This is a genomic window from Streptomyces boluensis (genome assembly GCF_009908195.1).
Lineage (GTDB): Bacteria > Actinomycetota > Actinomycetes > Streptomycetales > Streptomycetaceae > Streptomyces > Streptomyces boluensis.
Genome location: NZ_JAAAHS010000105.1, coordinates 1 through 21116 on the forward strand (window position 1 = coordinate 1; position 21116 = coordinate 21116).

Annotated in this window: 20 protein-coding genes; 10 read left to right on the top strand and 10 right to left on the bottom strand. The window is 71.0% G+C overall.

Features of this window, described 5'->3' with window-relative positions; genetic code table 11:
- Positions 1-23: 23 nt before the first annotated feature.
- Together GUY60_RS38995 and GUY60_RS15740 are read right to left on the bottom strand one after the other, a co-directional pair.
- Positions 24-251, bottom strand: a complete 228-nt coding sequence (locus tag GUY60_RS38995; protein WP_161698175.1) for a hypothetical protein — start codon at positions 249-251, stop codon at positions 24-26.
- Positions 248-475, bottom strand: a complete 228-nt coding sequence (locus GUY60_RS15740; protein WP_161698178.1) for a hypothetical protein — start codon at positions 473-475, stop codon at positions 248-250. The genes GUY60_RS38995 and GUY60_RS15740 overlap by 4 nt, the downstream gene beginning before the upstream one ends.
- A 120-nt stretch (positions 476-595) precedes the next feature.
- On the opposite strand from GUY60_RS15740, the gene GUY60_RS15745 reads away from it, so the two are divergent.
- Entirely contained in the window at positions 596-1453 is an 858-nt protein-coding gene (locus GUY60_RS15745) for a helix-turn-helix domain-containing protein (RefSeq protein WP_161698180.1), read from the top strand.
- A 174-nt stretch (positions 1454-1627) separates the two neighbouring features.
- On the top strand, positions 1628-4741 hold the full coding sequence (locus GUY60_RS15750; protein WP_161698183.1) for a sacsin N-terminal ATP-binding-like domain-containing protein: 3114 nt from the start codon (positions 1628-1630) through the stop codon (positions 4739-4741).
- A 16-nt stretch (positions 4742-4757) separates the two neighbouring features.
- On the opposite strand, the gene GUY60_RS15755 is transcribed toward GUY60_RS15750, so the two are convergent.
- Positions 4758-7211 (bottom strand): HAD-IC family P-type ATPase, encoded by a 2454-nt coding sequence (locus GUY60_RS15755; RefSeq protein ID WP_161698185.1) that lies wholly within the window; start codon positions 7209-7211, stop codon positions 4758-4760.
- Between the two features lie 143 nt (positions 7212-7354).
- Positions 7355-7678 carry a DUF2530 domain-containing protein gene (locus tag GUY60_RS15760; RefSeq protein ID WP_161698188.1) on the bottom strand — a complete coding sequence of 108 codons (324 nt, stop codon included), beginning with the start codon at positions 7676-7678 and terminating at the stop codon, positions 7355-7357.
- A gap of 227 nt (positions 7679-7905) precedes the next feature.
- Between GUY60_RS15760 and GUY60_RS15765 the strand changes: the two genes are divergently transcribed.
- Positions 7906-9351 (top strand): NCS2 family permease, encoded by a 1446-nt coding sequence (locus GUY60_RS15765; protein WP_161698190.1) that lies wholly within the window; start codon positions 7906-7908, stop codon positions 9349-9351.
- A gap of 25 nt (positions 9352-9376) precedes the next feature.
- On the opposite strand, the gene GUY60_RS15770 is transcribed toward GUY60_RS15765, so the two are convergent.
- On the bottom strand, positions 9377-9589 hold the full coding sequence (locus GUY60_RS15770) for a ribbon-helix-helix protein, CopG family (protein ID WP_161698193.1): 213 nt from the start codon (positions 9587-9589) through the stop codon (positions 9377-9379).
- A gap of 147 nt (positions 9590-9736) precedes the next feature.
- On the opposite strand from GUY60_RS15770, the gene GUY60_RS15775 reads away from it, so the two are divergent.
- The 3 genes from GUY60_RS15775 (at position 9737) to thpR (ending at position 12304) form a co-directional block, all read left to right on the top strand.
- A complete protein-coding gene (locus GUY60_RS15775; protein WP_161698196.1) occupies positions 9737-10177 on the top strand; it encodes a MarR family winged helix-turn-helix transcriptional regulator in 441 nt (146 codons plus the stop codon).
- 54 nt (positions 10178-10231) lie between these two features.
- On the top strand, positions 10232-11581 hold the full coding sequence (locus tag GUY60_RS15780; RefSeq protein ID WP_161698198.1) for an MFS transporter: 1350 nt from the start codon (positions 10232-10234) through the stop codon (positions 11579-11581).
- 150 nt (positions 11582-11731) lie between these two features.
- Positions 11732-12304, top strand: coding sequence for an RNA 2',3'-cyclic phosphodiesterase (gene thpR / locus GUY60_RS15785; RefSeq protein WP_161698201.1), 573 nt, complete (start codon positions 11732-11734; stop codon positions 12302-12304).
- 155 nt (positions 12305-12459) lie between these two features.
- On the opposite strand, the gene GUY60_RS15790 is transcribed toward thpR, so the two are convergent.
- The 3 genes from GUY60_RS15790 to GUY60_RS15800 all read right to left on the bottom strand — a co-directional run bounded on the left by GUY60_RS15790 (position 12460) and on the right by GUY60_RS15800 (position 14862).
- Complete coding sequence (locus GUY60_RS15790; protein ID WP_161698203.1) at positions 12460-13449, bottom strand: aldo/keto reductase; 990 nt, start codon at positions 13447-13449, stop codon at positions 12460-12462.
- A 41-nt stretch (positions 13450-13490) separates the two neighbouring features.
- Complete coding sequence (locus GUY60_RS15795; RefSeq protein WP_161698206.1) at positions 13491-14087, bottom strand: Uma2 family endonuclease; 597 nt, start codon at positions 14085-14087, stop codon at positions 13491-13493.
- Positions 14088-14178: 91 nt separating this feature from the next.
- Positions 14179-14862: an SGNH/GDSL hydrolase family protein gene (locus GUY60_RS15800; protein WP_161698208.1), complete on the bottom strand. Its 684-nt coding sequence runs from the start codon at positions 14860-14862 to the stop codon at positions 14179-14181.
- A 94-nt stretch (positions 14863-14956) separates the two neighbouring features.
- Between GUY60_RS15800 and GUY60_RS15805 the strand changes: the two genes are divergently transcribed.
- Positions 14957-15958, top strand: a complete 1002-nt coding sequence (locus GUY60_RS15805; protein WP_161698211.1) for a hypothetical protein — start codon at positions 14957-14959, stop codon at positions 15956-15958.
- Positions 15959-15961: 3 nt separating this feature from the next.
- On the opposite strand, the gene GUY60_RS15810 is transcribed toward GUY60_RS15805, so the two are convergent.
- On the bottom strand, positions 15962-16750 hold the full coding sequence (locus tag GUY60_RS15810; protein ID WP_161698212.1) for a TetR/AcrR family transcriptional regulator: 789 nt from the start codon (positions 16748-16750) through the stop codon (positions 15962-15964).
- A 113-nt stretch (positions 16751-16863) separates the two neighbouring features.
- Here GUY60_RS15810 and GUY60_RS15815 point away from each other — a divergent pair, with 113 nt between their 5' ends.
- Positions 16864-17922, top strand: coding sequence for an ATP-binding cassette domain-containing protein (locus GUY60_RS15815; protein WP_376771238.1), 1059 nt, complete (start codon positions 16864-16866; stop codon positions 17920-17922).
- Positions 17919-18752 (top strand): ABC transporter permease, encoded by an 834-nt coding sequence (locus GUY60_RS15820; RefSeq protein ID WP_161698217.1) that lies wholly within the window; start codon positions 17919-17921, stop codon positions 18750-18752. Before GUY60_RS15815 ends, GUY60_RS15820 begins: the two co-directional genes overlap by 4 nt.
- A 38-nt stretch (positions 18753-18790) precedes the next feature.
- Here GUY60_RS15820 and serC read toward each other — a convergent pair whose 3' ends face one another.
- Complete coding sequence (gene serC, locus GUY60_RS15825; RefSeq protein WP_161698219.1) at positions 18791-19912, bottom strand: phosphoserine transaminase; 1122 nt, start codon at positions 19910-19912, stop codon at positions 18791-18793.
- 325 nt (positions 19913-20237) lie between these two features.
- Here serC and GUY60_RS15830 point away from each other — a divergent pair, with 325 nt between their 5' ends.
- Positions 20238-21107, top strand: a complete 870-nt coding sequence (locus tag GUY60_RS15830; protein WP_161698222.1) for an EamA family transporter — start codon at positions 20238-20240, stop codon at positions 21105-21107.
- Positions 21108-21116 lie beyond the last annotated feature (9 nt).

Below are 21116 nucleotides of genomic sequence, written 5' to 3' on the forward strand. Positions count from 1 at the left end.
CGCCAGCAGGAGGTGGAGCAACTTCACGTCGAACTGGTCCTTCGGGTAAGGGAGTTGAGCGCCGCGACCCGCGCGCTGAGCAACTCCGTCGTGCTGACCTGCCTGAGCCGCGCCGGTTCCGCGTCCCACTCCCGGCCGCCGAGCAGCGGGCGCAGCTGGACGTACCTGCCATGATGGCCCGTCACCTCGCCTACGCGGCCGGTCTCTTCGTCCCGTACGGTCTCGCCGATGGGCGGTCGTTCGTCGGTCACCTCGTCCCCCTCAGCGCCTCGGCCAGGGCCCGCGCGGTGGCCACGTCGCAGCGGCCCAACTCGATGAGGGGGTACGGCTTCTCGCGGGCGCAGGACGCCTGGTCGATGCGGAACGTCGGCAGTTTCACCCCTGCCGCGGTGAGCGCCGCGCGCAGCGCGTCCCGTACGGACTCGGCTTCACGGATCCGCGCGGCCGCGGCGTGCCGTTCCTCGGCTGTCTCCATGAACTCCACCCTTCTGCGTTGTGTAGTGATTCGCTCACAGAGTGGAGTCGGGGTGGCTAGCCTCGCCAGGGGGTGACGTGTGACCCGTCATTTGTCACATGGGGAACGGGAGTTGGCGCGATGACCAGTACGTACGGGGAGTGGCTGAAGGCGCAGCGGGAGGCGCGGGGCTGGACGCAGCAGCAGTTGGCCGACGAGGCGATGATGACGCGGACCCATATCGCGCACATCGAGGCAGGGAGGAGGGTTCCCTCCGAGGAGGATGCACGGCGGTTGGACCGGGCGCTCGGCACGGGGGATGTGTTGAGCAGCTTCCGTCCCGACGGCCACTCACCGCACGGCTTCCGCCCCCAGGACAATGCCGTTCTGGCTGCGTTCTTCGAAGCCGCCCATGCGCTGGAGCAGCAGGCTGTCATGGTGCGTGAGTTCGCTTCGACCTACGTTCCGGGCATCCTGCAGACGCGGGGGTACGCCACCGCGGTCCTCGACGCCTGGCCCCTGCTCCGCAGCGAGGAGGAGCGTGACAGGCACGTTGTCACACGGCTTGAGCGGTCGGACATTCTCCGGAATCCGCTCACGCCTGAGGTGTGGGCACTGCTCGACGACGCGGTGCTGAGGCGTCCCGTCGGCGGGGGTGCGGTGATGGCGGAGCAGATCGAGCATCTGGTCGGGCTTGTCGAGGAGGGTCGCATCCGTGTGCACGTGATGCCCGCGACCATGGGCGCCTACGGCCTGCTCAACGGCATGGTGAGCCTGATGTGGTTCGAGGATCAGCCGCCGGCCGCGTACAGCGAGGGGGCCTCCGTCGGGAAGCTGCATGACTCCCCGGATGTCGTCCAGTACCTGCAACATGCGTACGACCTGGCCCTGAGCGACGCGCTGCCGTTGAAGGAATCGCTGGACCTGATGAGGGCGAGGGCGAAGGAACACAGGGGGCAGGGAAGCCCGTCACCTGTGCCCTCGCCAGGGCAGGTGTGACGGGCTGCCTGGGTGGCCCGGTGGGTGGCCGTCCACGCACCGGCCCGCGACGCGGCGCATACTGCCGAGTGCAGGGTCTGCGCAGCCCACGAGGGGGTACTTGCCCGTCAACCGGTACCTTCAGGCGGCAGCAAAGCACCCGCGGCAGCCCCGCCGCCGACGAGGAGGACCACCGTGAGCAGATTCGTCCAGCCCGCGCCCGAGGGAGCTGATCCGTTCGGCACCGTGGGGCTGCGGCGGGCCGTGCTCGACGCGTGGGGTGCCGCTCCCGCGCGGTTCCGGGAGGACGCGAACGCCGAGGAGGATCTGGCGCTCGGCGGGTACCGGGACCGGCTTGTCGTCGAGCTGGCGCAGAACGCCGCCGATGCCGCCGCGCGTGCCCGCGTGCCCGGACGCTTGCGGCTCACTCTGCGTGACGGGGTGCTGGCTGCCGCGAATACGGGGGCGCCCCTGGACTCCGCCGGTGTCGAGTCGCTCAGTACGTTGCGGGCCTCCGCCAAGCGGGACAGCGGGGGGAGCGCGACCGTCGGCAGGTTCGGGGTCGGCTTCGCCGCCGTGCTCGCTGTGAGTGACGAACCCGCTGTCGTCGGGCGCACCGGCGGCGTGCGCTGGTCGCTCGTCGAGGCGCGGGAGGCCGCCGGGGCCGTAGCCGCAGAGCGCAGCCCCGACCTCGCCGACGAGATCCGGCGCCGTGACGGTCATGTGCCGCTGCTGCGGCTGCCGTTCGCGGCGGAGGGGTCCGCGCCCGACACGTACGACACCGTCGTCATCCTGCCGCTCCGGGACGCCGCCGCCGAGGCACTGGTGGAGCGGCTGCTCGACGGGGTCGACGACGCGTTGCTGCTTGCCCTGCCCGGTCTGACGGAGGTCGTGGTCGAGACCCCGGAAGGCGTCCGCACCCTCACCCGTGACCATGACGGGGCGTACGCGCGGATCTCCGACTCCGCGCACGGTACGACCCGTTGGCGCACCGTCGAGCGCAACGGTCGGCTCGACCCCGAGCTGCTCCGGGACCGGCCCGTCGAGGAGCGGGCGCGGCCGCAGTGGTCCGTGACGTGGGCGGTGCCCGTCGACGGGGACGGGGCGCCGCAGCGGCCGCGTACCGCGCCGGTCGTGCACGCGCCGACGCCGAGCGACGAGGCCCTGGGCGTACCGGCGTTGCTGATCGCGTCGTTCCCCCTTGACGCGACCCGGCGGCATGCCGCGCCGGGGGCGCTGACCGACTTCCTGGTGGCGCGCGCCGCCGAGGCGTATGCCCAACTCCTCGCCGAATGGCAGCCGTTGACGGTCGGGATCATCGATCTCGTGCCGGGCGCGCTGGCCGCGTCCGTGCTCGACGGGGCGCTGCGCGCGGCCGTGCTCGAACTGTTGCCGCGTACCGCGTTCCTCGCGCCCGCCGTGCCGCCCGAGCCCGACGATGAGGAGGACAGCAGGCCCCTCGCGCTGCGGCCCTTCGAGGCGGAGGTCGTCGAGGGCGCGGGGGCGGACACCGTACGGGTGCTCGCCGAGGTGCTGCCGACGCTGCTGCCCGCAGGGCTCGAACGCCGGGCGGAGCTGCGCACCCTCGGGGTGGCGCGGCTGCCGTTGCAGGACGCCGTGGACCGGCTCGCCGGACTTGAGCGGGAGCCGGGCTGGTGGTGGCGGTTGTACGAGTCGCTCGCCGGGGTCGATCCGGAGCGGCTCAGCGGGCTTCCCGTACCGCTGGCCGACAGCAGGACCACCATCGGGCCGCGGCACATTCTGCTGCCCGGCGCCGACACTCCCGAAGGCCTCGCGCGGCTCGGGCTGAAGGTCGCGCACCCGGAGGCCGCGCACCCGCTGCTCGAAAAGCTGGGCGCCATGCCCGCCACGCCCCGCGCGGTGCTCACCACACCGCAGGTGCGGGCGGCCGTCGCGGCCTCCCTCGACGACGAGGTGTGGGACGAAGACGCCCTGGACGCCGATGAGTTGGCGGACATCGTGCTCGCGCTCGTCCGGGACGCGGGGCTCGAACCGGGCGACGAACCGTGGCTCGGCGCGCTCGCCCTCAGCGACGACGAGGGCGAACCGGCGCCCGCCGGTGAGCTGGTCCTGCCCGGCAGCGACTTCGCCGCCGTCATGCGCGAGGACGAACTCGCCTACGTACACGGCGACTTGGCCGGTAAGTGGGGTGAGCAGCCGCTCGCCGCGTGCGGGGTGCTCGCCACGTTCACGCTCGTCCGTGCCACCGACGTGGTGCTCGACCCGGACGAACTGGAGCCCCGCGACGGGGACTTCGCGGAGCCCGACGACGCCGGGCTGCTCGACGCGGTCGACGTGTGGTGCGAGGACCTCCTCGACCAGCTGCCCGACTCGCCGGTGCCGCCCGTCGCCACCGAACTCGTCGCCGTGCGCGACCTCGACCTGATCGACGACGACCGCTGGCCGCAGGCGCTCGCGCTGCTCGCGCGGCCGCCGCTGCGGGACGCGCTGACCCAGCCGGTGCGGGTGCTGCTCCCCGACGGCACCACCGAGTCCGTACGCCCGTACACCGCCTGGTGGCTGCGCGGGCACCCGGTGCTCGACGGGCGCCGCCCGGCCGGTCTGCGCGCGGCCGGCGGCGACCCGCTGCTCGCCGGGCTCTACGAGGAGGCGGACGCGGCCGGCTTCGAGGACGAGCAGGTGCTGCGGGCCCTCGGGGTACGCACCTCGGTGGCCGCGCTCCTCGACGAGCCGGGCGGCGCCGCCGAACTCCTCGACCGGCTCGCCGACCCGGAGCGCACCGTGTCGGCGGCCCAACTGCACGCCCTGTACGGCTCGTTGGCGTACCTCGACCCGGAGCAGGTGACGCTGCCGGAGGAGCTGCGCGCGGTCGTCGACGGCGAGGTGGCCGTGGTGGACGCCGCCGACGCGGTCGTCGCGGACGCCCCCGACCTGCTGCCCCTGGCGGCCGGCCGTGCGCTGCTCCCGGTGGCGCCCGCCCGCGCCGCGGAGCTCGCCGAGCTGCTGCAGGTACGGCGGCTCAGCGCCGACGTGGCCGCGGACGTGCCGGACGCGGGCGTCGAGCACCGGGTGCCCGATTCGGTACGGACCCTGCTCGGCGCGGCGGCCCCTTCCTCGTACCGGGAGCACGAGGAGCTGGTCGTCGGCGGGGTCGAGCTGGACTGGCGGCGCACCCCGGACGGCACGGTGCACGCGGCGACCCTGGAGGGGGTCGCGGCGGGGCTCGCGTGGGCGGCGGGGCAGTGGCCGCGGCGCTTCGAGGTGGCGGCGCTGCTCGAAGACCCGTCGCGCACGGGGGAGTTGGCGCGGGACCGCTGGTTCGACTGAGCCCACACCCGTAGAACTACGCAGGGAATCTTCGGTCCACCCACCGGAAGGCGAACTCGACGAGGACCGCCGCCGCGGCCGCGACGGCGACCGCCGCCCACGGCAGGGTCGTGCCGACCAGGCGCAGCTTGAAGAAGTCCTGCAGCCACGGCACGACCATGACGAGCAGGAACCCCGCCCCCATCGCGCCGATCAGGGCGAGCCGCCACCAGGTGTAGGGGCGGGCGATGATCGCGAGCACCCACATGGCGATCAGGAACAGCGTGAGCGTCGCCGCGCTGGTCTCCGCCTCCCGCGCGCCCGCCCCCGAGTAGTGGGTGCGGGCGAGCAGGTACGTGACGAAGGTGGCGACGGCCGCGATGGCGCCGCCCGGGATCGCGTACCGCATGACCCGGCGGACGAAGTGCGGTCGGGCGCGCTCCTTGTTGGGGGCGAGGGCGAGGAAGAAGGCCGGGACGCCGATGGTCAGCGTGGAAAGCAGCGTCAGGTGCCGGGGCAGGAACAGGTACTCCACCTGGGTGCAGACGACAAGGAGCGCGAGCAGCACCGAGTACACCGTCTTGACCAGGAACAACGTGGCGACGCGGGTGATATTGCCGATGACGCGGCGGCCCTCCGCGACCACCGAGGGCAGGGTGGCGAAGCTGTTGTTGAGCAGCACGATCTGCGCGACGGCGCGGGTGGCCTCGGACCCTGAGCCCATGGAGACACCGATGTCGGCGTCCTTGAGGGCGAGCACGTCGTTGACGCCGTCGCCGGTCATGGCGACGGTGTGGCCCTTGGACTGCAGGGCGCCGACCATGTCCCGCTTCTGCTGCGGGGTGACACGGCCGAACACCGCGTTCTCGTCCAGGACTCGCGCCATCTCCGCCCGGTCGGCGGGCAGGGTGCGGGCGTCCACGGTGCGGTCGGCGCCGGGCAGTTCGAGCTTTCCGGCGACGGCGCCGACGGAGGTCGCGTTGTCCCCGGAGATCACCTTGGCCTTGACGTCCTGCTCCTCGAAGTAGCGCAGGGTGTCGGCGGCGTCGGGGCGCAGCCGCTGCTCCAGGACGACCAGGGCGTGCGGCCGGGCGCCCGCGTGCACGTCGGGGGCGTCGAGTTCGCGGCGGCTGCGGGCGAGCAGCAGGACACGCAGGCCCTGGTGGTTGAGGTCCTCGATGTCAGCGAGCGTGGCGTCGTCGGCGGGCAGCAGTACGTCGGGGGCGCCGAGCAGCCAGGTGGAGTTCTCGCCGTTGCCCTCGCTGAAGCTGGCGCCGCTGTACTTACGGGCCGAGGAGAACGGCAGCGACTCGGTGCAGCGCCACTCCTCGACGTCCGGGTAGGCGTCGATGATCGCCTGGAGGGAGGCGTTGGGCCGTGGGTCGGACTCGCCGAGGGAGCCGAGGACCTTGCGTACGTAACTCTCGTCGGAGCCGTTGAGCAGCCGCAGTTCGGTGACGTCCATGCCGCCCTCGGTGAGGGTGCCGGTCTTGTCGAGGCAGACGGTGTCGACGCGGGCGAGGCCCTCGATGGCGGGCAGCTCCTGCACCAGGCACTGCTGCCGGCCGAGCCGGATGACGCCGATCGCGAAGGCCACGGAGGTCAGCAGGACCAGGCCCTCGGGGATCATCGGGACGATGCCGCCGACGGTGTAGGCGATGGACTCCTTGAAGTTGTCGTCCTTGACGACGAGTTGGGAGATCACCAGGCCGATGGAGGTGGGGATCATCAGCCACGTCACGTACTTGAGGATCGTGGAGATGCCGGAGCGCAGCTCGGAGTGGACGAGCGTGAACCGGGACGCCTCCTCGGCGAGCTGCGCCGCGTACGCCTCGCGGCCGACCTTGGTGGCGGTGAACGCGCCGCCGCCCGCGACGACGAAGCTGCCGGACATCACGGGGTCGCCGGGCTTCTTCAGTACGGGGTCGGCCTCGCCGGTGAGCAGCGACTCGTCGATCTCCAGGCTGTCGCACTCGACGCACCGGCCGTCCACGACGATCTTGTCGCCTGGGCCGATCTCGATGAGGTCGCCGAGCACGATCTCGGAGGTGGAGATCGCGGCGGCCCGCCCGTCGCGGCGCACGGTGGGCTTGGCCTCCCCGATCACGGCGAGGCTGTCCAGGGTCTTCTTGGCGCGCAGCTCCTGGATGATGCCGATGCCGGTGTTGGCGATGATCACGAAGCCGAAGAGGCTGTCCTGCCAGGGCGCGACGATCAGCATGACGATCCAGAGCACGCCGATGATCGCGTTGAACCGGGTGAAGACGTTGGCGCGGACGATCTCGGTCGCGGAGCGGCTGGACCGCACGGGTACGTCGTTGACCTCGCCGCGGGCGACCCGCTCGGCGACCTCGGCGGTGCTCAGCCCGTTCGCCGGTCCGGGTGGCGGCGGCACCGGATGCACCGGGTCCAGTTCCGCTCCGGCGTCGATGGCCGCCCCGGCGCGGTCGGGGTCCGGCCCCTCCGTGTCGATATGTGCCCGCTGCGTCATGGTTTCGACGGTACGGGCGTCGGGCGCCGTTCACCCGTCGAGTTGAGGGGAATCAGGGGCGAATCAGGGGCGCCCCTGGGGGAGGTCCGACCGGGGTACTACGCGGGGTGCGGGGGACGGGACCTCGGTAGGGCAACCGGAGGTCAGCTCCCGGCGTCCGCCTTCGGCGACTGCCCGGCGCCGGGCGGCTGTTCGGCCCCCGCCGCGTGCTCCGTCGCCTGCTCCGCCGCGTGCCGCTTGAGTGCCGCGTCGCGCCCCCGGACGTACCAGATGCCGATGCAGCCGAGGCCGGCGCCGGCGAGGCAGGTCCACACCCACCAGATGAGCCCGCGCTCGTCGAACCAGCCGTAGAACGGGAGCTGGACGAGGAAGAGGACGAACCACAGGATCGTGCCGCCCGTGATGGTGGCCACGACGGGACCCTCAAGGGGCTCCGGCGCCTCGTGCCGCGGTGTCCATTTCGCCATGTGCACAGCTTACGAGGCCCACCGGGGCGCGGCTCTGCCGACCTTGGGGAAGCCGGATGCCGCAAGGGTCTACGCGCGGAGATAGCGATTTTTGCCTTATGTATTCATACTGAAACGGCTTGAGTCTGACCGCTTTTCTTCGTAAGAAGCTCCAAAGGTGCGCGCGACTCGGCCGACCCCCCAGCAGTCCTTCGGCGAGCCCCGCCCCGAACGTCTGAGGTTCACGCATGACCCCCTCGGCCACGGTCGACGACCCCAAGCAGCAGCCGTCGCAGGCGCCCACCAGCGCACTCGACCGCTACTTCAAGATCTCGGAGCGCGGCTCGACGCTGCCCCGCGAGGTCCGCGGCGGTCTCGCCACCTTCTTCGCGATGGCCTACATCATCGTGCTGAACCCGATCATCCTCGGTGGCGCGAAAGACATGTACGGCCACCAGCTGGACAACGCCCAGCTGGTCACCGCGACCGCGCTGACGGCCGCGTTCACCACGCTCCTGATGGGCGTCATCGGCAACGTGCCGATCGCGCTCGCCGCCGGGCTCGGCGTGAACACCGTGGTCGCGCTGCAGCTCGCGCCGCGGATGAGCTGGCCCGACGCGATGGGCATGGTGGTCCTCGCCGGTTTCGTGGTGATGATCCTCGTCGCCACCGGTCTGCGTGAGCGGGTCATGAGCGCCGTGCCGATGGGCCTGCGCAAGGGCATCGCCATCGGTATCGGCCTGTTCATCATGCTGATCGGCCTGGTCGACGCCGGTTTCGTCTCGCGTATCCCGGACGCCGCGCAGACCACGGTCCCGCTGCAGCTCGGCGGCGACGGCCACCTCAACGGCTGGCCCGTGCTCGTCTTCGTCCTCGGTGTGCTGCTCACGCTCGCGCTGATCGTGCGCAAGGTGCCGGGCGCGATCCTGATCTCGATCGTCGTCATGACGATCGTCGCCATGATCATCAACGCCGTGGCGACGGTGCCGTCCTGGGGCCTGACCACCCCGACCTGGCCGGGCAACCCGATCTCCACGCCGGACTTCGGACTCGTGGGTCAGGTCAGCCTGTTCGGCGGCTTCGAGAAGGTCGGGCTGCTCACCGGGATCCTCTTCGTCTTCACGGTGTTGCTCTCCTGCTTCTTCGACGCCATGGGCACGATCATGGCCGTCGGCGAGGAAGCGCACCTGACCGACGAGAACGACAACATGCCGGGCATGAACAAGGTCCTGTTCGTCGACGGCATCGCGGTGGCCGCCGGCGGCGCCAGCTCGGCCTCGGCCACCACCTGCTTCGTGGAGTCCACGGCCGGTGTCGGCGAGGGCGCCCGCACCGGTTTCGCGAACGTCGTCACCGGCGGCCTCTTCGCGGTCGCGCTGTTCCTCACGCCGCTCGCCACGATGGTGCCGTCGCAGGCGGCCACCCCGGCACTGCTCGCGGTGGGCTTCCTGATCCTGTCCGGCTCGATCGGCGCGATCGACTGGAAGGACTACACGATCGCGATCCCGGCGTTCCTGACGATGGTGATGATGCCGTTCACCTACTCGATCACGAACGGCATCGGCATCGGCTTCATCACCTTCACGGTGCTGCGCCTGGTCGCGGGCCGCGGCCGCGAGGTGCCGAAGGCGATGTACGCGGTGGCCGCGGTGTTCGCCTTCTACTACCTGATGCCGGCGCTTCAGCTGACGTAGTCACGCGCCGGTCGTGCGCGCACGGTCACGCGCAGCGGTCGTCGTGGGTGCGGAGCTCGCGTACGCCGTAGAACTTCTCCGTCTCCTCGACGGCCGTCATGAACCGTTCGTCGAAGTCGTCCCGAATGAGCGTCCGGACCACATAGTCCTGGACGCTCATTCCTCTTTTCGCCGCATGGCCCCGGAGCCGGTCAAACAGCTCTCCGTCTATGCGCAGGCTGAGCACGTTGGTCTCCATGCGCCTCAGGGTCGCCGGACCGGGCCGCACGGTGTGTCACTTTCCGCGATCGGCTCACTCGTACGGGTGATGTTGGTCCGTTCCGCCCCCGCCATCCCCCGATAACGGGGTGTTCTTTAGTCAGGGTAATGAGTTATGCTAACGAACATGCCGGACCTCTCCCATGGCGCCGACGCCGCCGCCGTGAACGCACTCCGTTCCGCGATCATGCGCATCGGACGCCGCCTCAAGCACCAGCGGGTCGACGAATCGCTGAGCCCGACCGAGATGTCGGTGCTCGGCACGCTCGCCCGCTGCGGCTCCGCGACCCCGGGCGAACTCGCCCGCAAGGAACACGTACAGCCGCCGTCGATGACCCGCATCGTGGCGCTGCTCGAAGCCAAGGGCCTGGTCCGGCTCGAACCGCACCCCGAGGACCGCAGACAGAAGGTCGTCAGCCAGACGGAGACCGCCGAGGCGATGCTCGAAGAGAGCCGCCGCAAGCGGAACGCCTGGCTGGCCCAGCTCGCCGAGGGCCTCGATGCGGACGAGTGGGAGAAGCTGCGCGCAGCCGCTCCCGTCCTGGAGAAGCTCGCGCATCTGCAATAGCCGTGAGAGCGGTACGAACCGCACGACCGTCAAGTACCAAGGAGGCGAACACTTTTGAGTACGGGATCCGGAGCAGACTCCGCCCCCGCACCAGCCACCCACGACACCGAAGCCCGCACCGACTCCCGTAAGCCGAGCATGTTCAGCTCGCTGAAGGTCCGTAACTACCGGCTCTTCTTCACGGGTCAAGTCGTCTCCAACACCGGCACCTGGATGCAGCGCATCGCCCAGGACTGGCTGGTGCTGAGCCTCACCGGCTCCGCCACCGCCGTCGGTATCACCACCGCGCTGCAGTTCCTCCCGATGCTGCTGTTCGGGCTCTACGGCGGCGTGCTCGTCGACCGGTTGCCCAAGCGCAAGCTGCTGTTCTTCACCCAGTCCGCGATGGGCCTGACCGGCGCCGCGCTCGGTGTGCTCACGCTCAGCGGGCACGTCCAGGTCTGGCACGTCTACCTGACCGCGTTCCTGCTCGGCCTCGTCACCGTGGTCGACAACCCGGCCCGGCAGACCTTCGTCTCGGAGATGGTCGGCAAGGACCAGCTGGCCAACGCGGTCAGCCTGAACTCCGCCAACTTCCAGTCCGCGCGCCTGGTCGGACCGGCCGTCGCCGGTGTCCTGATCACCGCGGTCGGCAGCGGCTGGGCGTTCCTGCTCAACGGCTTCTCCTTCATAGCGCCGCTGGTCGGCCTCGCCCTGATGCGTACGGCCGAGCTGTACAAGGTGGAGCGGGCTCCGCGCGGCAAGGGCCAGTTGAAGGAGGGCCTGAAGTACGTCGCCGGGCGGCCCGAGCTGATCTGGCCCATCGTGCTCGTCGGGTTCATCGGCACGTTCGGGTTCAACTTCCCGATCTGGCTGACCGCCTTCGTGGACGACGTGTTCGGCGGCGACGCGGGGACGTACGGCCTGCTCAACACCCTGATGGCGGCCGGTTCCCTGGCCGGTGCGCTGCTCGCCGCGCGGCGGGCCACGTCGCGCCTGCGGCTGCTCGTCGCGGCCGCGCTCGGCTTCGGCCTGCTTGAGGTCGTGGCGTCCTTCGCGCCCTCGTTCTGGCTGTTCGCGGCGCTGCTCGTGCCGCTCGGCATGCTCGGTCTGACGGTCAACGTGACCGCCAACTCCAGCGTCCAGATGGCCACCGACCCGATCATGCGGGGCCGGGTGATGGCCCTGTTCATGATGGTCTTCACCGGCGGTACGCCCGTCGGCGCGCCTCTCGTCGGCTGGATCACCGACACGTACGGCGCCCGGATCGGCTTCGCCGCGGGCGGCCTGATCGCGGCGCTCGCCGCGGCCACGGTCGGCCTGATCCTCGCCCGCGTCGGCGGGCTGCGCCTGAAGGTCGGCATGCACCATGGGCATCCGCAGGTCCGGTTTGTGCCTCGGGAGCGGTTGGCTACGGCGGCTTGAAGCTGTGACGGCTGGGGCGGGGGGCTTTCTCCCCGCCCCGCCCCTTCCCGAAAGTCCTGCGGACAGCCACGGGGCTCCGCCCCGGACCCCTGCTCCTCAATCGCCGGAGGGGCTGAATTTTCAGGGCGGGGAGACGTGCAGACTGTGTCGATGAGACTCTTCGCTGCCGTCCTGCCCCCGGCCGTCGCCGTCGATGAACTGGCCGCTGAAGTGCGGGAGTTGAAGCAGCTGCCCGGCGCCGACGGGCTGCGCTGGACCGAGCCGGCCGGGTGGCACTTCACGTTGGCGTTCATGGGTGAGGTGCCGGAGGAGACCGTGCCCGGCCTGTCGGAGCGGCTCGCGCGGGCCGCGCACCGTACCGAGCCGTTCCCCCTCGCACTGCACGGCGGTGGCCGGTTCGGGGACCGGGCGCTGTGGGCCGGGGCGAGCGGGCGGCTCGACGTGCTGCGGCGGCTCGCGGAGCGCGCGGACGCCGCCGCGCGGAAGGCGGGCATCGACATGGACCGGCACCGCGGCTACACCCCGCACCTGACCCTCGCCCGCAGCCGCGCCGCCGCCGTCGACCTGCGGCCCTTCGTGGCCGCGCTCGACGGCTTCGAGGGCGGCCCGTGGACGGTCGGCGAGCTGTCCCTGGTCCGCAGCCACCTGCCGCGCGGCGGCATCACGGGACAGCGGCCGCGGTACGAGGAGGTCGGGCGCTGGCCGTTCGGGGGCGCCGGTTAGTCTCGGTACGTGGACCCGAAGACCCGTAACCGGATCATGGCCGGTGTGCTCGTGCTGATGTTCGTCGTCGTGGCGGTGGCGTCGGCCGTGGGGTGAGCACCCCGAGAGGTGCTTCTCTGCGGGCCGACGCCCTCGCGTACGTACGGGCGCTACCGCTACCAGGCGAACGCCTCAGGGCTCGGCCCAGGACCCGGGAAGATCTCGTCCAGGCCCGTGAGCAGTTCCTCGCCGAGGTCGAGCTCGACGGCGCGCAGCGCCGAGGTGAGCTGCTCGGTGGTGCGCGGGCCGACGATGGGGCCGGTCACGCCGGGCCGGGTGAGCAGCCAGGCGAGCGCCGCCTCGCCGGGTTCGAGGCCGTGCTTGTCGAGCAGGTCCTCGTACCGCTGGACCTTCTCCCGCATCTGCGTGTTGGCGAGCGCGTCGGCGCTGCGGCCGCTGGCCCTGCGGCCGCCCTGCGTCTCCTTCTTGATGACACCGCCGAGCAGTCCGCCGTGCAGCGGCGACCAGGGGATGACGCCGAGGCCGTACTCCCGCGCGGCGGGGACGACCTCCATCTCGGCGCGGCGCTCGGCCAGGTTGTACAGGCACTGCTCGCTGACCAGGCCGTACGAGCCGAGGCGGCGGGCGGTCTCGTTGGTCTGGGCGATCTTCCAGCCGGGGAAGTTGGAGGAGCCCGCGTACAGGATCTTGCCCTGCGCGATGAGGACGTCGACGGCCTGCCAGATCTCCTCGACCGGGGTGCGGCGGTCGATGTGGTGGAACTGGTACAGGTCGATGTAGTCGGTCTGCAGGCGCTTGAGGGAGGCGTCCACCGAGCGGCGGATGTTGAGCGCGGAGAGCTTGTGGTGGTTGGGCCACACGTCGCCGTCGCCGGCCATGTTGCCGTACATCTTGGTGGCGAGGACCACCTTGTCGCGCCGGTCCCCGCCCTGGGCGAACCAGCTGCCGATGATTTCCTCGGTACGGCCCTTGTTCTCGCCCCAGCCGTACACGTTGGCGGTGTCGAAGAAGTTGATGCCCGCGCCGAGCGCGGCATCCATGATCGCGTGGCTTTCCGGCTCGTCGGTCTGCGGTCCGAAGTTCATGGTGCCGAGGACGAGGCGGCTGACTTCGAGTCCGGTGCGTCCAAGCTGCGTGTACTTCATGGGTACACAGCGAACTGGGTGGAGTGGGCTCTAGGCAAGGGTCACTTGCGGTCGCGGGGGAACTTGGAGGTGTCGAGGGTGAGGCCGGCAGGGGTGTGGGTCAGGTCGATCTTCTGGCCGAAGTCGGCGTTGGTCTCGATGTGATACTCGCCGTCCTTGGGCTGGGTGTAGACGTGAACTCGGCCCTGGTACGGGTCGGCGATCAGGTAGACGGGGATTCCCGCGGTCGCGTACACAGCCTTCTTCGGGCCGTAGTCATTCGCGGCGGTCCCTCGGGAGATCACTTCGCCGACGAATTCGATGTCCTCGTATCGCCAGCGCTCCTCGTCGTCCGGTTCGGCGCCGTCACGGAACATGGCGATATCCGGGCAGAAGCCGTTCAGATGGCCGGGGAAGTCGATGCGTACATCAGTCATCAGCAGGACGTCCTCGCCGAACTGCTTGGTCAGCGCCTGCAGGACCTTCCAGATGACCTGCCAATGGACGTTCCGCTGCGGCACCATGTGGACGGCCCCCCCGACGACTTCGATCTTGTATCCCTCGCGGAAGGGCCCCCGCTCCAGCGCCTCGAACATCTCGTCCAGGGCGCGGCTATTGGCGCTCTCAGCCATCTCGATCCTGTCTTCCAGAACAGTCACTGTGGCACTCCTCCCCAACTGCCGCTCGATTACGTACAGCCGCGCAGTACAACGATACGCACGGTGACCACGTCACGGGGAGTTCGAACCCTTATGCGGAGTACGGCGCTCCAAGATCCCAAGCCTGGTGCATCGCGTCCGCGAACGCCCCCGCCAGCTTGTGTTCGCCGCTCGCGTTCGGGTGGGTGCCGTCGTACGTGTCGTGGTTGATGTCGTACGCCTCCGGGACCGAGGCGAGGAGGAGGGGGGAGCGGTCGGTGTCGAGGTCGGCGACCGTCTTCGCGAGGAGTTCGTTGAAGAGGGCGACCTCCTCGGCGAACGAAGTGTCCGTGTCCGCGCGGACGTTGGGGATGACCGGAAGGACCGCCACCGCGATGCGCGGGTTGGCTGCGCGGGCCTCGGTGATGAAGGTGTGGGCGTTGGCCGCGGTCTGGCCGGCGTCGGTGTAGAAGCCCAGGTCGATCAGGCCGAGGGAGACGAGCAGCAGGTCGGCGCGGTGGGTGCGGACCGTCTCGCCGATCAGCGGGGCCATGTGCAGCCAGCCCTCGCCCCAGCCCGCGAGGTGGCGGCGCGGGAAGGCGGGCTCGACGTCGTCCGCGTACTCGTGCGAGTCGGGTGCGTCGAGGGCCTTGTCGTAGAGCGTCTCGCGGGGGCCGACGATCTGGAACGGGCCGTCGTAGGTGGCTCGCAGGTGCTGCCACATGCGATGCCGCCAGGTGTGTTCGCCGGCGCTGCCGATGGTCATCGAGTCGCCGACGAAAAGGAGCCTGAGCATCCGCTCATCATTCCGGATGCCGGGGGAGTCGGCACCGGGCCGTGATGTGAGGCTGCACACGTGGCACCTACCGCTCACCTGGCAGGCTGAGCGCATGCGTTCACTTGTGGGTGTGACCGGAGCCGCCGCGCTCGTGCTGCTCTCTGGGGCGGGTCCCGCGGCGGCCGCGGACGGGGACGTCGAGGCGTTCACGATCAAGGACCCCCGGATCACCGAGTCCAGCGGCCTCGCCGCGAGCCGCGCCCACCCCGGGATCTACTGGACGCACAACGACAGCAACGACGGCGCGTTCCTGTACGCGGTCGACTCCAGGACCGGCGAGACCGTCGCGACAGTCACCCTGGCCGGGGTCGGGGCGCCGCGCGACGTGGAGGCCGTGTCGATCGGGCCGGACGGCGACGTGTACGTCGGCGACATCGGGGACAACCTCGGCGGCACCTGGGACCACGTGTGGATCTACCGCTTCCCCGAGCCGAAGCAGCTCCGCGACACCACCGTCAAGGCCACGCAGTACGTGGTGAAGTACGCCGACGGCGCGCGGGACGCGGAGGCGCTGATGGTGCATCCGAAGACCGGCCGGGTCTACATCGCCGACAAGAAGCGGAACGGCGAGGGCGGGCTCTACGAGGGCCCGGCGGAGCTCTCCGCCGCGGGCACCAACGTCTTCCGGCGGGTCGCGGACGTCGACCTGTGGACCACCGACGGCGCCTTCTCGCCGGACGGGCGGCAACTGCTGCTGCGCGGCTACTTCGAGGCGACCGCGTACAAGTGGAAGGACGGCCGCCCGGCCGGCGGCGAGCGGGCCGACGTGCCGTTCCAGCGGCAGGGCGAGTCGGTCACGTACAGCCCGGACGGCGGCACGCTGCTTTACGGGTCGGAGGGCAAGGGCAGCGAGGTGGAGCCGATCGAGGCGCCGGGCGCGGCGGCCGAACCGACTGAGGAGGCCTCCAAGTCGCCTGTGGGGGAGGGGAGTTCGGAGGCGGGGTCGGGGAGCGGCGCCGATGGCGGTGACCGGGACTTCACCGTGGGGGCCGTCGTGATCGCGGTGGTGGTGGCCGCGGTGATGGGGTTGAAGCGGTTGTTCCGGAAGGTCTGAGCGTCAGCGGTTGCCGTTGCCGTCCCCGGCGCGGGCCGCGACCAGCACTTCGAGTCCGTCGACCAGGCGGCGCAGGCCGAACTCGAAGTGGTCGAAGTCCGGGCCGAAGGCCTCGTCGGAGAGCGCGGCCATGAGCGGGAACGCGCCGCTCTCCATGGCGCGGGCGAGGTACGGCTCCTGGCTCGCCCAGAACTGCTCGTCGCTGAGGCCGGTCTCGCGTACCGCCTCCAGGGCCTCGATCTCCATGCGGGCGACGCCGTTCACGAAGCTCTGCATCAGCAGGATCACCGAGATCATCTCCGGGTCGGTGAGGCCCGTGCGGCGCAGCGGCGCGAGTGACGCCTCCAGGCCGCCGAGGGCGCTCGGGCCGAGCACGGTACGGGCCTGGTTGATCCGGAGCAGCCAGGGGTGGCGCCGGTAGAGCTCCAGGTGGGCGCGGGCCATCGCGTCGACCGCCTCGCGCCAGCCGAGCGCCGCCATGTCGTCGGCGGTGCGCTCGGCGAGGGGTTCGCCCTGGACGCGGTCGAGCATCAGGTCGAGCAGTTCGGCCTTGCCGGGCACGTACCGGTACAGCGACATCGTGCCGGTGCCGAGCTCGGTGGAGAGGCGGCGCATCGACACGGCGGCCAGGCCCTCGGCGTCGGCCAGTTCGACGGCCGCGGTGACGATCCGGTCGAGGGTGAGCCCGCGTTTCGGCCCGCGGGTGGCGCGTTCGCCGGTGCCCCAGAGGAGTTCGAGGCTGCGCTTGATGTCGCCGCTGCCGCTGGATTCCGTGCCCTTCGCGCTGCTCATGGGGGCAGCCTATGGCCTGCTCGGCCGGTCCCGGAAGAAAACTGAGTACGGTGTACTCGGATAAGGGTACGGTGTACTCAGTTGACCGGTCGAGCACCCCGGAGGCGACCCCTGTGAGCACCCCTACGACCCCGCACGCCCCACATGCCCAGCACACCCCGTACTCCGTGCGCGCCGAAGGGCTGCGGAAGCGGTACGGAGACAAGCGCGCCCTCGACGGATTCGACCTCGCGGTGCGCGCCGGCACCGTGCACGGACTGCTCGGGCCCAACGGCGCGGGCAAGACCACCGCCGTCCGCGTCCTGGCCACGCTTGTGCGGCTCGACGGCGGCAGCGCCACCGTGGCCGGGATCGACGTGGCCGCCGACCCGCGCGGAGTGCGCCGCCGTATCGGCCTCGCCGGGCAGTACGCGGCCGTGGACGAGATCCTCAGCGGCCGCCAGAACCTGGAGATGTTCGGCCGGCTCTTTCACCTGGGCGGCCGCCGCGCCCGGCTCCGCGCGGCCGAACTCCTGGAGCGGTTCGACCTGGTGGCCGCCGCCGACCTGACCGCCGGCGACTACAGCGGCGGCATGCGGCGCCGCCTCGACCTGGCCGCGTCCATGATCCTCGCGCCCGACGTGCTCTTCCTCGACGAGCCCACCACCGGTCTCGACCCGCGCGGCCGGGGCGAAGTCTGGGACTCCGTACGGGCGTTGGTGGCGGGCGGTACCACCGTGCTGCTCACCACCCAGTACCTCGACGAGGCCGACAAGCTGGCCTCGCGGATCACCGTCATCGACCAGGGGCGCGCCATCGCCGACGACACCCCGGACGGCCTGAAGTCCACGGTCGGCGGCGACCGCCTGGAGGTCGTCGCCGCCGATCCCGCCGACCTGGCCGCCGTAACCGAGGCCGTGGCCCGGGTCGCGGACGCGGACGCGGCGCCGGAGCGCGACATGGCCGAACGCCGGGTGCACGCCCCCGTGACCGACCGGGTCGCCGCGCTCACCGAGGTCGCCCGCGCCCTCCAGGACCAGGGCGTCACGGTGGAGGACATCGGGCTGCGCAGGCCGAGCCTCGACGATGTGTTCCTGCGCCTTACGGGCCACGGTGCGGGGCCTTCCCGTACGGAGCCCGCGTCCGAGCCCGGGACCGGCGGCGGGACCGAAGCCGTGGAGGTGGCCGCGTGAGCACCGTCGACCTGAGCGCCGGGCCCGTGCGCGGCCGGTTCCACTGGGCCGTCGCCGACTGCCTGAACGTGGTCCGCCGCGACCTCACCCACTACCGGCGCCGACCCTCGTACATCGCCTGGCAGTTGGGCTTCCCGATCATCTCCGTGCTGCTGTACGGCTATGTGTTCGGCGGCGCGATGAAGCCGCCGGGCGGGGAGGGCGGCGGCAGTTACCTGGACTTCCTGATGCCCGGCATGTTCGTGATGACCATGGCCTTCGGCTTCATGAACACCGCGACGACCGTGGTGAGCGACGCGAGCAAGGGCGTCATCGACCGGTTCCGCTCCATGCCCATGGCCCCCTCGGCGGTCGTCGCCGGGCGCGGTGTCACCGATCTCGTCGTGGCCTGCGCCGAGTTGACGATCCTGGTGGCCACCGCGCTCGTCATGGGCTGGCGCTCGAACGGCGGGTTCGGCGCGACCGTCGGCGCCTTCGGGCTGCTGCTGCTCCTGCGGTTCAGCCTGATCTGGGTGGGCGTCTGGCTCGGGCTTCTGCTGCCGAGCCCGGAGGCGGCGGGCAGCCTGTTCGCCGTGGCCTTCCCGTTCACGATGATCTCCAGCATCTTCGTGCCGCCCGCGACCATGCCGGGCTGGCTCGGCACGATCGCCGCCTGGAACCCGATCTCCTCCACGGGTACGGCCGCCCGCGACCTCTTCGGCTACCCGATGCCCGGCGGCACCGGCTGGATCGAGCAGCACGCGGGGCTGATGGCGCTGCTCTGGCCGCTGGCGATCACCGCGGTGTTCCTGCCGCTGGCGGTGCGCCGGTTCCAGAACCTGAGCCGCTGAGCGCAGCCCGTCCTCGTACGAAAAGGCGTTACACGGGGTTACAGCTTCTCGATCACGTAGTCCACGCAGGCCGTCAGGGCCTGGACGTCCGCCGGGTCGATGGCCGGGAACATCGCGATGCGGAGCTGGTTGCGGCCGAGCTTGCGGTACGGCTCGGTGTCCACGATGCCGTTGGCGCGGAGCACCTTGGCGACCGCGGCGGCGTCCACGTCGTCCGCGAAGTCGATCGTGCCGATGACCTGCGAGCGCTGCGCCGGGTCCGCGACGAAGGGGCTCGCGTACTTGGAGTCCTCGGCCCAGCCGTACAGCGCCTGCGAGGAGGCGGCGGTGCGGGCCACCGCCCAGTCGAGGCCGCCCTGGCCGTTGATCCAGTCCAGCTGCTCGGCGAGCAGGAACAGGGTCGCGAGCGCCGGGGTGTTGTACGTCTGGTTCTTGCGGGAGTTGTCGATCGCGGTGGGCAGCGAGAAGAACTCCGGCACGTGCCGGCCGCTCGCGTGGATCCGCTCGGCGCGCTCGATCGCGGCCGGGGAGAACGCGGCGAGCCAGAGGCCGCCGTCCGCGGCGAAGGACTTCTGCGGCGCGAAGTAGTAGACGTCCGTCTCGGCGATGTCCACGGGCAGGCCGCCCGCGCCGGAGGTCGCGTCCACCAGGACGAGCGAACCCGCGTCGGCGCCCTCGACCCGCTTGATCGGGGCGGCGACACCGGTGGAGGTCTCGTTGTGCGTGTACGCGTACACGTCCACGCCCGCCTCGGCGCGCGGGCTCGGGTGGGTGCCCGGCTCGCTCTGGATCACGGTGGGCTCGTCGAGCCACGGCGCGAGCTTCGCGGCCTTGGCGAACTTCGAGGAGAACTCGCCGAACGACAGGTGCTGCGACTTGTTCTCGATGAGCCCGTGGGTCGCGACGTCCCAGAACGCGGTGGAGCCGCCGTTGCCGAGGACGACCTCGTAGCCCTCGGGGAGCTGGAAGAGGCTCTGGATGCCGTCACGCACCCGGCCCACCAGGTCCTTGACCGGGGCCTGTCGATGGGACGTACCCAACAGGGAGGTACCGGTGGCGGCGAGAGCGTCGAGCGCTTCCGTACGCACCTTGGAGGGGCCCGCGCCGAACCGGCCGTCGGCGGGCTTGATGTCAGCAGGAATCTGGATCGTCTCAGCCACGGCTGGAGCCTAGCGGGTCCCTGGACGGGGAGATTCCGGGGTCCACCTCGCGAGACGCGGGTGTCCACGGGGGCCTTCCATCGGCTCGGTGCAGCATATTGGACGGCTCGGTGCATCATGCTGCACAGTGGGTGGAGCATCGTCGTACGTACGCGGGTCGCATACGTACGTCGCGTACGTGGGTGTCGCGTACGTGGGTGGGGAACCGCCGCACCTGTCACACCGGAGAAACCGGAGAACCGGAGAAGCACGCGTGAGTACACGTCCGCAGGCAGCCGTCGCCCAGGCTGCCGAAGTCCAGGCCGCACCCGTCGCGCGGGAGGCGGTGGACGGGCCGCGCGGCGGCGGGCTCGGGCCCGTCGGCCTGGTGCTCACCGGTTGTGTCTCCGTGCAGTTCGGCGCCGCCCTCGCGGTGACGCTGATGCCGCGCGCCGGTGCCCTCGGTGTGGTGACGATCCGGCTCGTGGCCGCCGCTGTCGTGCTGCTCCTGCTGTGCCGTCCGAAGGTGCGCGGGTACACGCGTGCCGACTGGGGCACGGTGCTGGCCTTCGGCGCGACCATGGCCGCCATGAACGGCCTCTTCTACCAGGCCGTCGACCGGATCCCGCTGGGCCCGGCCGTCACCCTGGAGGTGCTCGGCCCGCTCGCCCTGTCCGTCATCGCCTCCCGCCGCGCGGTCAACGCGCTGTGGGCGGCGCTCGCCCTCGGCGGGGTGTTCCTGCTCGGCGGCGCGGGCGGCTTCGGCGGACTCGACCTGGTGGGTGCGGCGTTCGCGGTGGCGGCGGGGTCGATGTGGGGCGCGTACATCGTCTTCAGCGCCCGCACCGGCCGACGGTTCCCGCAGGCGGACGGGCTCGCCCTCGCGATGGCCTTCGGCGCGGTGCTGAGCCTGCCGTTCGGCATCGCGGAGTCCGGCGCGAAGCTGCTCGACCCGACGACCCTCGCCCTCGGCGCGGGCGTCGCGATCCTGTCGTCCGTGCTGCCGTACACCCTCGAACTCCTCGCGCTGCGACGGATGCCCGCGCCGACCTTCGCGATCCTGATGAGCCTGGAACCGGCCATCGCCGCCACGGCCGGCTTCCTGATCCTGCACCAGTCACTCGCCGCGACCGACGCCCTGGCCATCGCCCTGGTGGTGGCGGCGAGCATGGGGGCGGTGCGGACTCAGGTGGGGGGTGCTCCGCGGGTAGAGTGAGGTGTTGGG

What these genes read in the sequence shown, in the direction of transcription:
- GUY60_RS15740 (WP_161698178.1), bottom strand. Translation starts at nt 475, where the DNA reads ATGGAGACAGCCGAGGAACGGCACGCCGCGGCCGCGCGGATCCGTGAA.
- GUY60_RS15745 (WP_161698180.1), top strand. Translation starts at nt 596, where the DNA reads ATGACCAGTACGTACGGGGAGTGGCTGAAGGCGCAGCGGGAGGCGCGG.
- GUY60_RS15755 (WP_161698185.1), bottom strand. Translation starts at nt 7,211, where the DNA reads ATGACGCAGCGGGCACATATCGACACGGAGGGGCCGGACCCCGACCGC.
- GUY60_RS15760 (WP_161698188.1), bottom strand. Translation starts at nt 7,678, where the DNA reads ATGGCGAAATGGACACCGCGGCACGAGGCGCCGGAGCCCCTTGAGGGT.
- GUY60_RS15765 (WP_161698190.1), top strand. Translation starts at nt 7,906, where the DNA reads ATGACCCCCTCGGCCACGGTCGACGACCCCAAGCAGCAGCCGTCGCAG.
- GUY60_RS15770 (WP_161698193.1), bottom strand. Translation starts at nt 9,589, where the DNA reads ATGGAGACCAACGTGCTCAGCCTGCGCATAGACGGAGAGCTGTTTGAC.
- GUY60_RS15775 (WP_161698196.1), top strand. Translation starts at nt 9,737, where the DNA reads ATGCCGGACCTCTCCCATGGCGCCGACGCCGCCGCCGTGAACGCACTC.
- thpR (WP_161698201.1), top strand. Translation starts at nt 11,732, where the DNA reads ATGAGACTCTTCGCTGCCGTCCTGCCCCCGGCCGTCGCCGTCGATGAA.
- GUY60_RS15790 (WP_161698203.1), bottom strand. Translation starts at nt 13,449, where the DNA reads ATGAAGTACACGCAGCTTGGACGCACCGGACTCGAAGTCAGCCGCCTC.
- GUY60_RS15800 (WP_161698208.1), bottom strand. Translation starts at nt 14,862, where the DNA reads ATGCTCAGGCTCCTTTTCGTCGGCGACTCGATGACCATCGGCAGCGCC.
- GUY60_RS15805 (WP_161698211.1), top strand. Translation starts at nt 14,957, where the DNA reads ATGCGTTCACTTGTGGGTGTGACCGGAGCCGCCGCGCTCGTGCTGCTC.
- GUY60_RS15810 (WP_161698212.1), bottom strand. Translation starts at nt 16,750, where the DNA reads ATGAGCAGCGCGAAGGGCACGGAATCCAGCGGCAGCGGCGACATCAAG.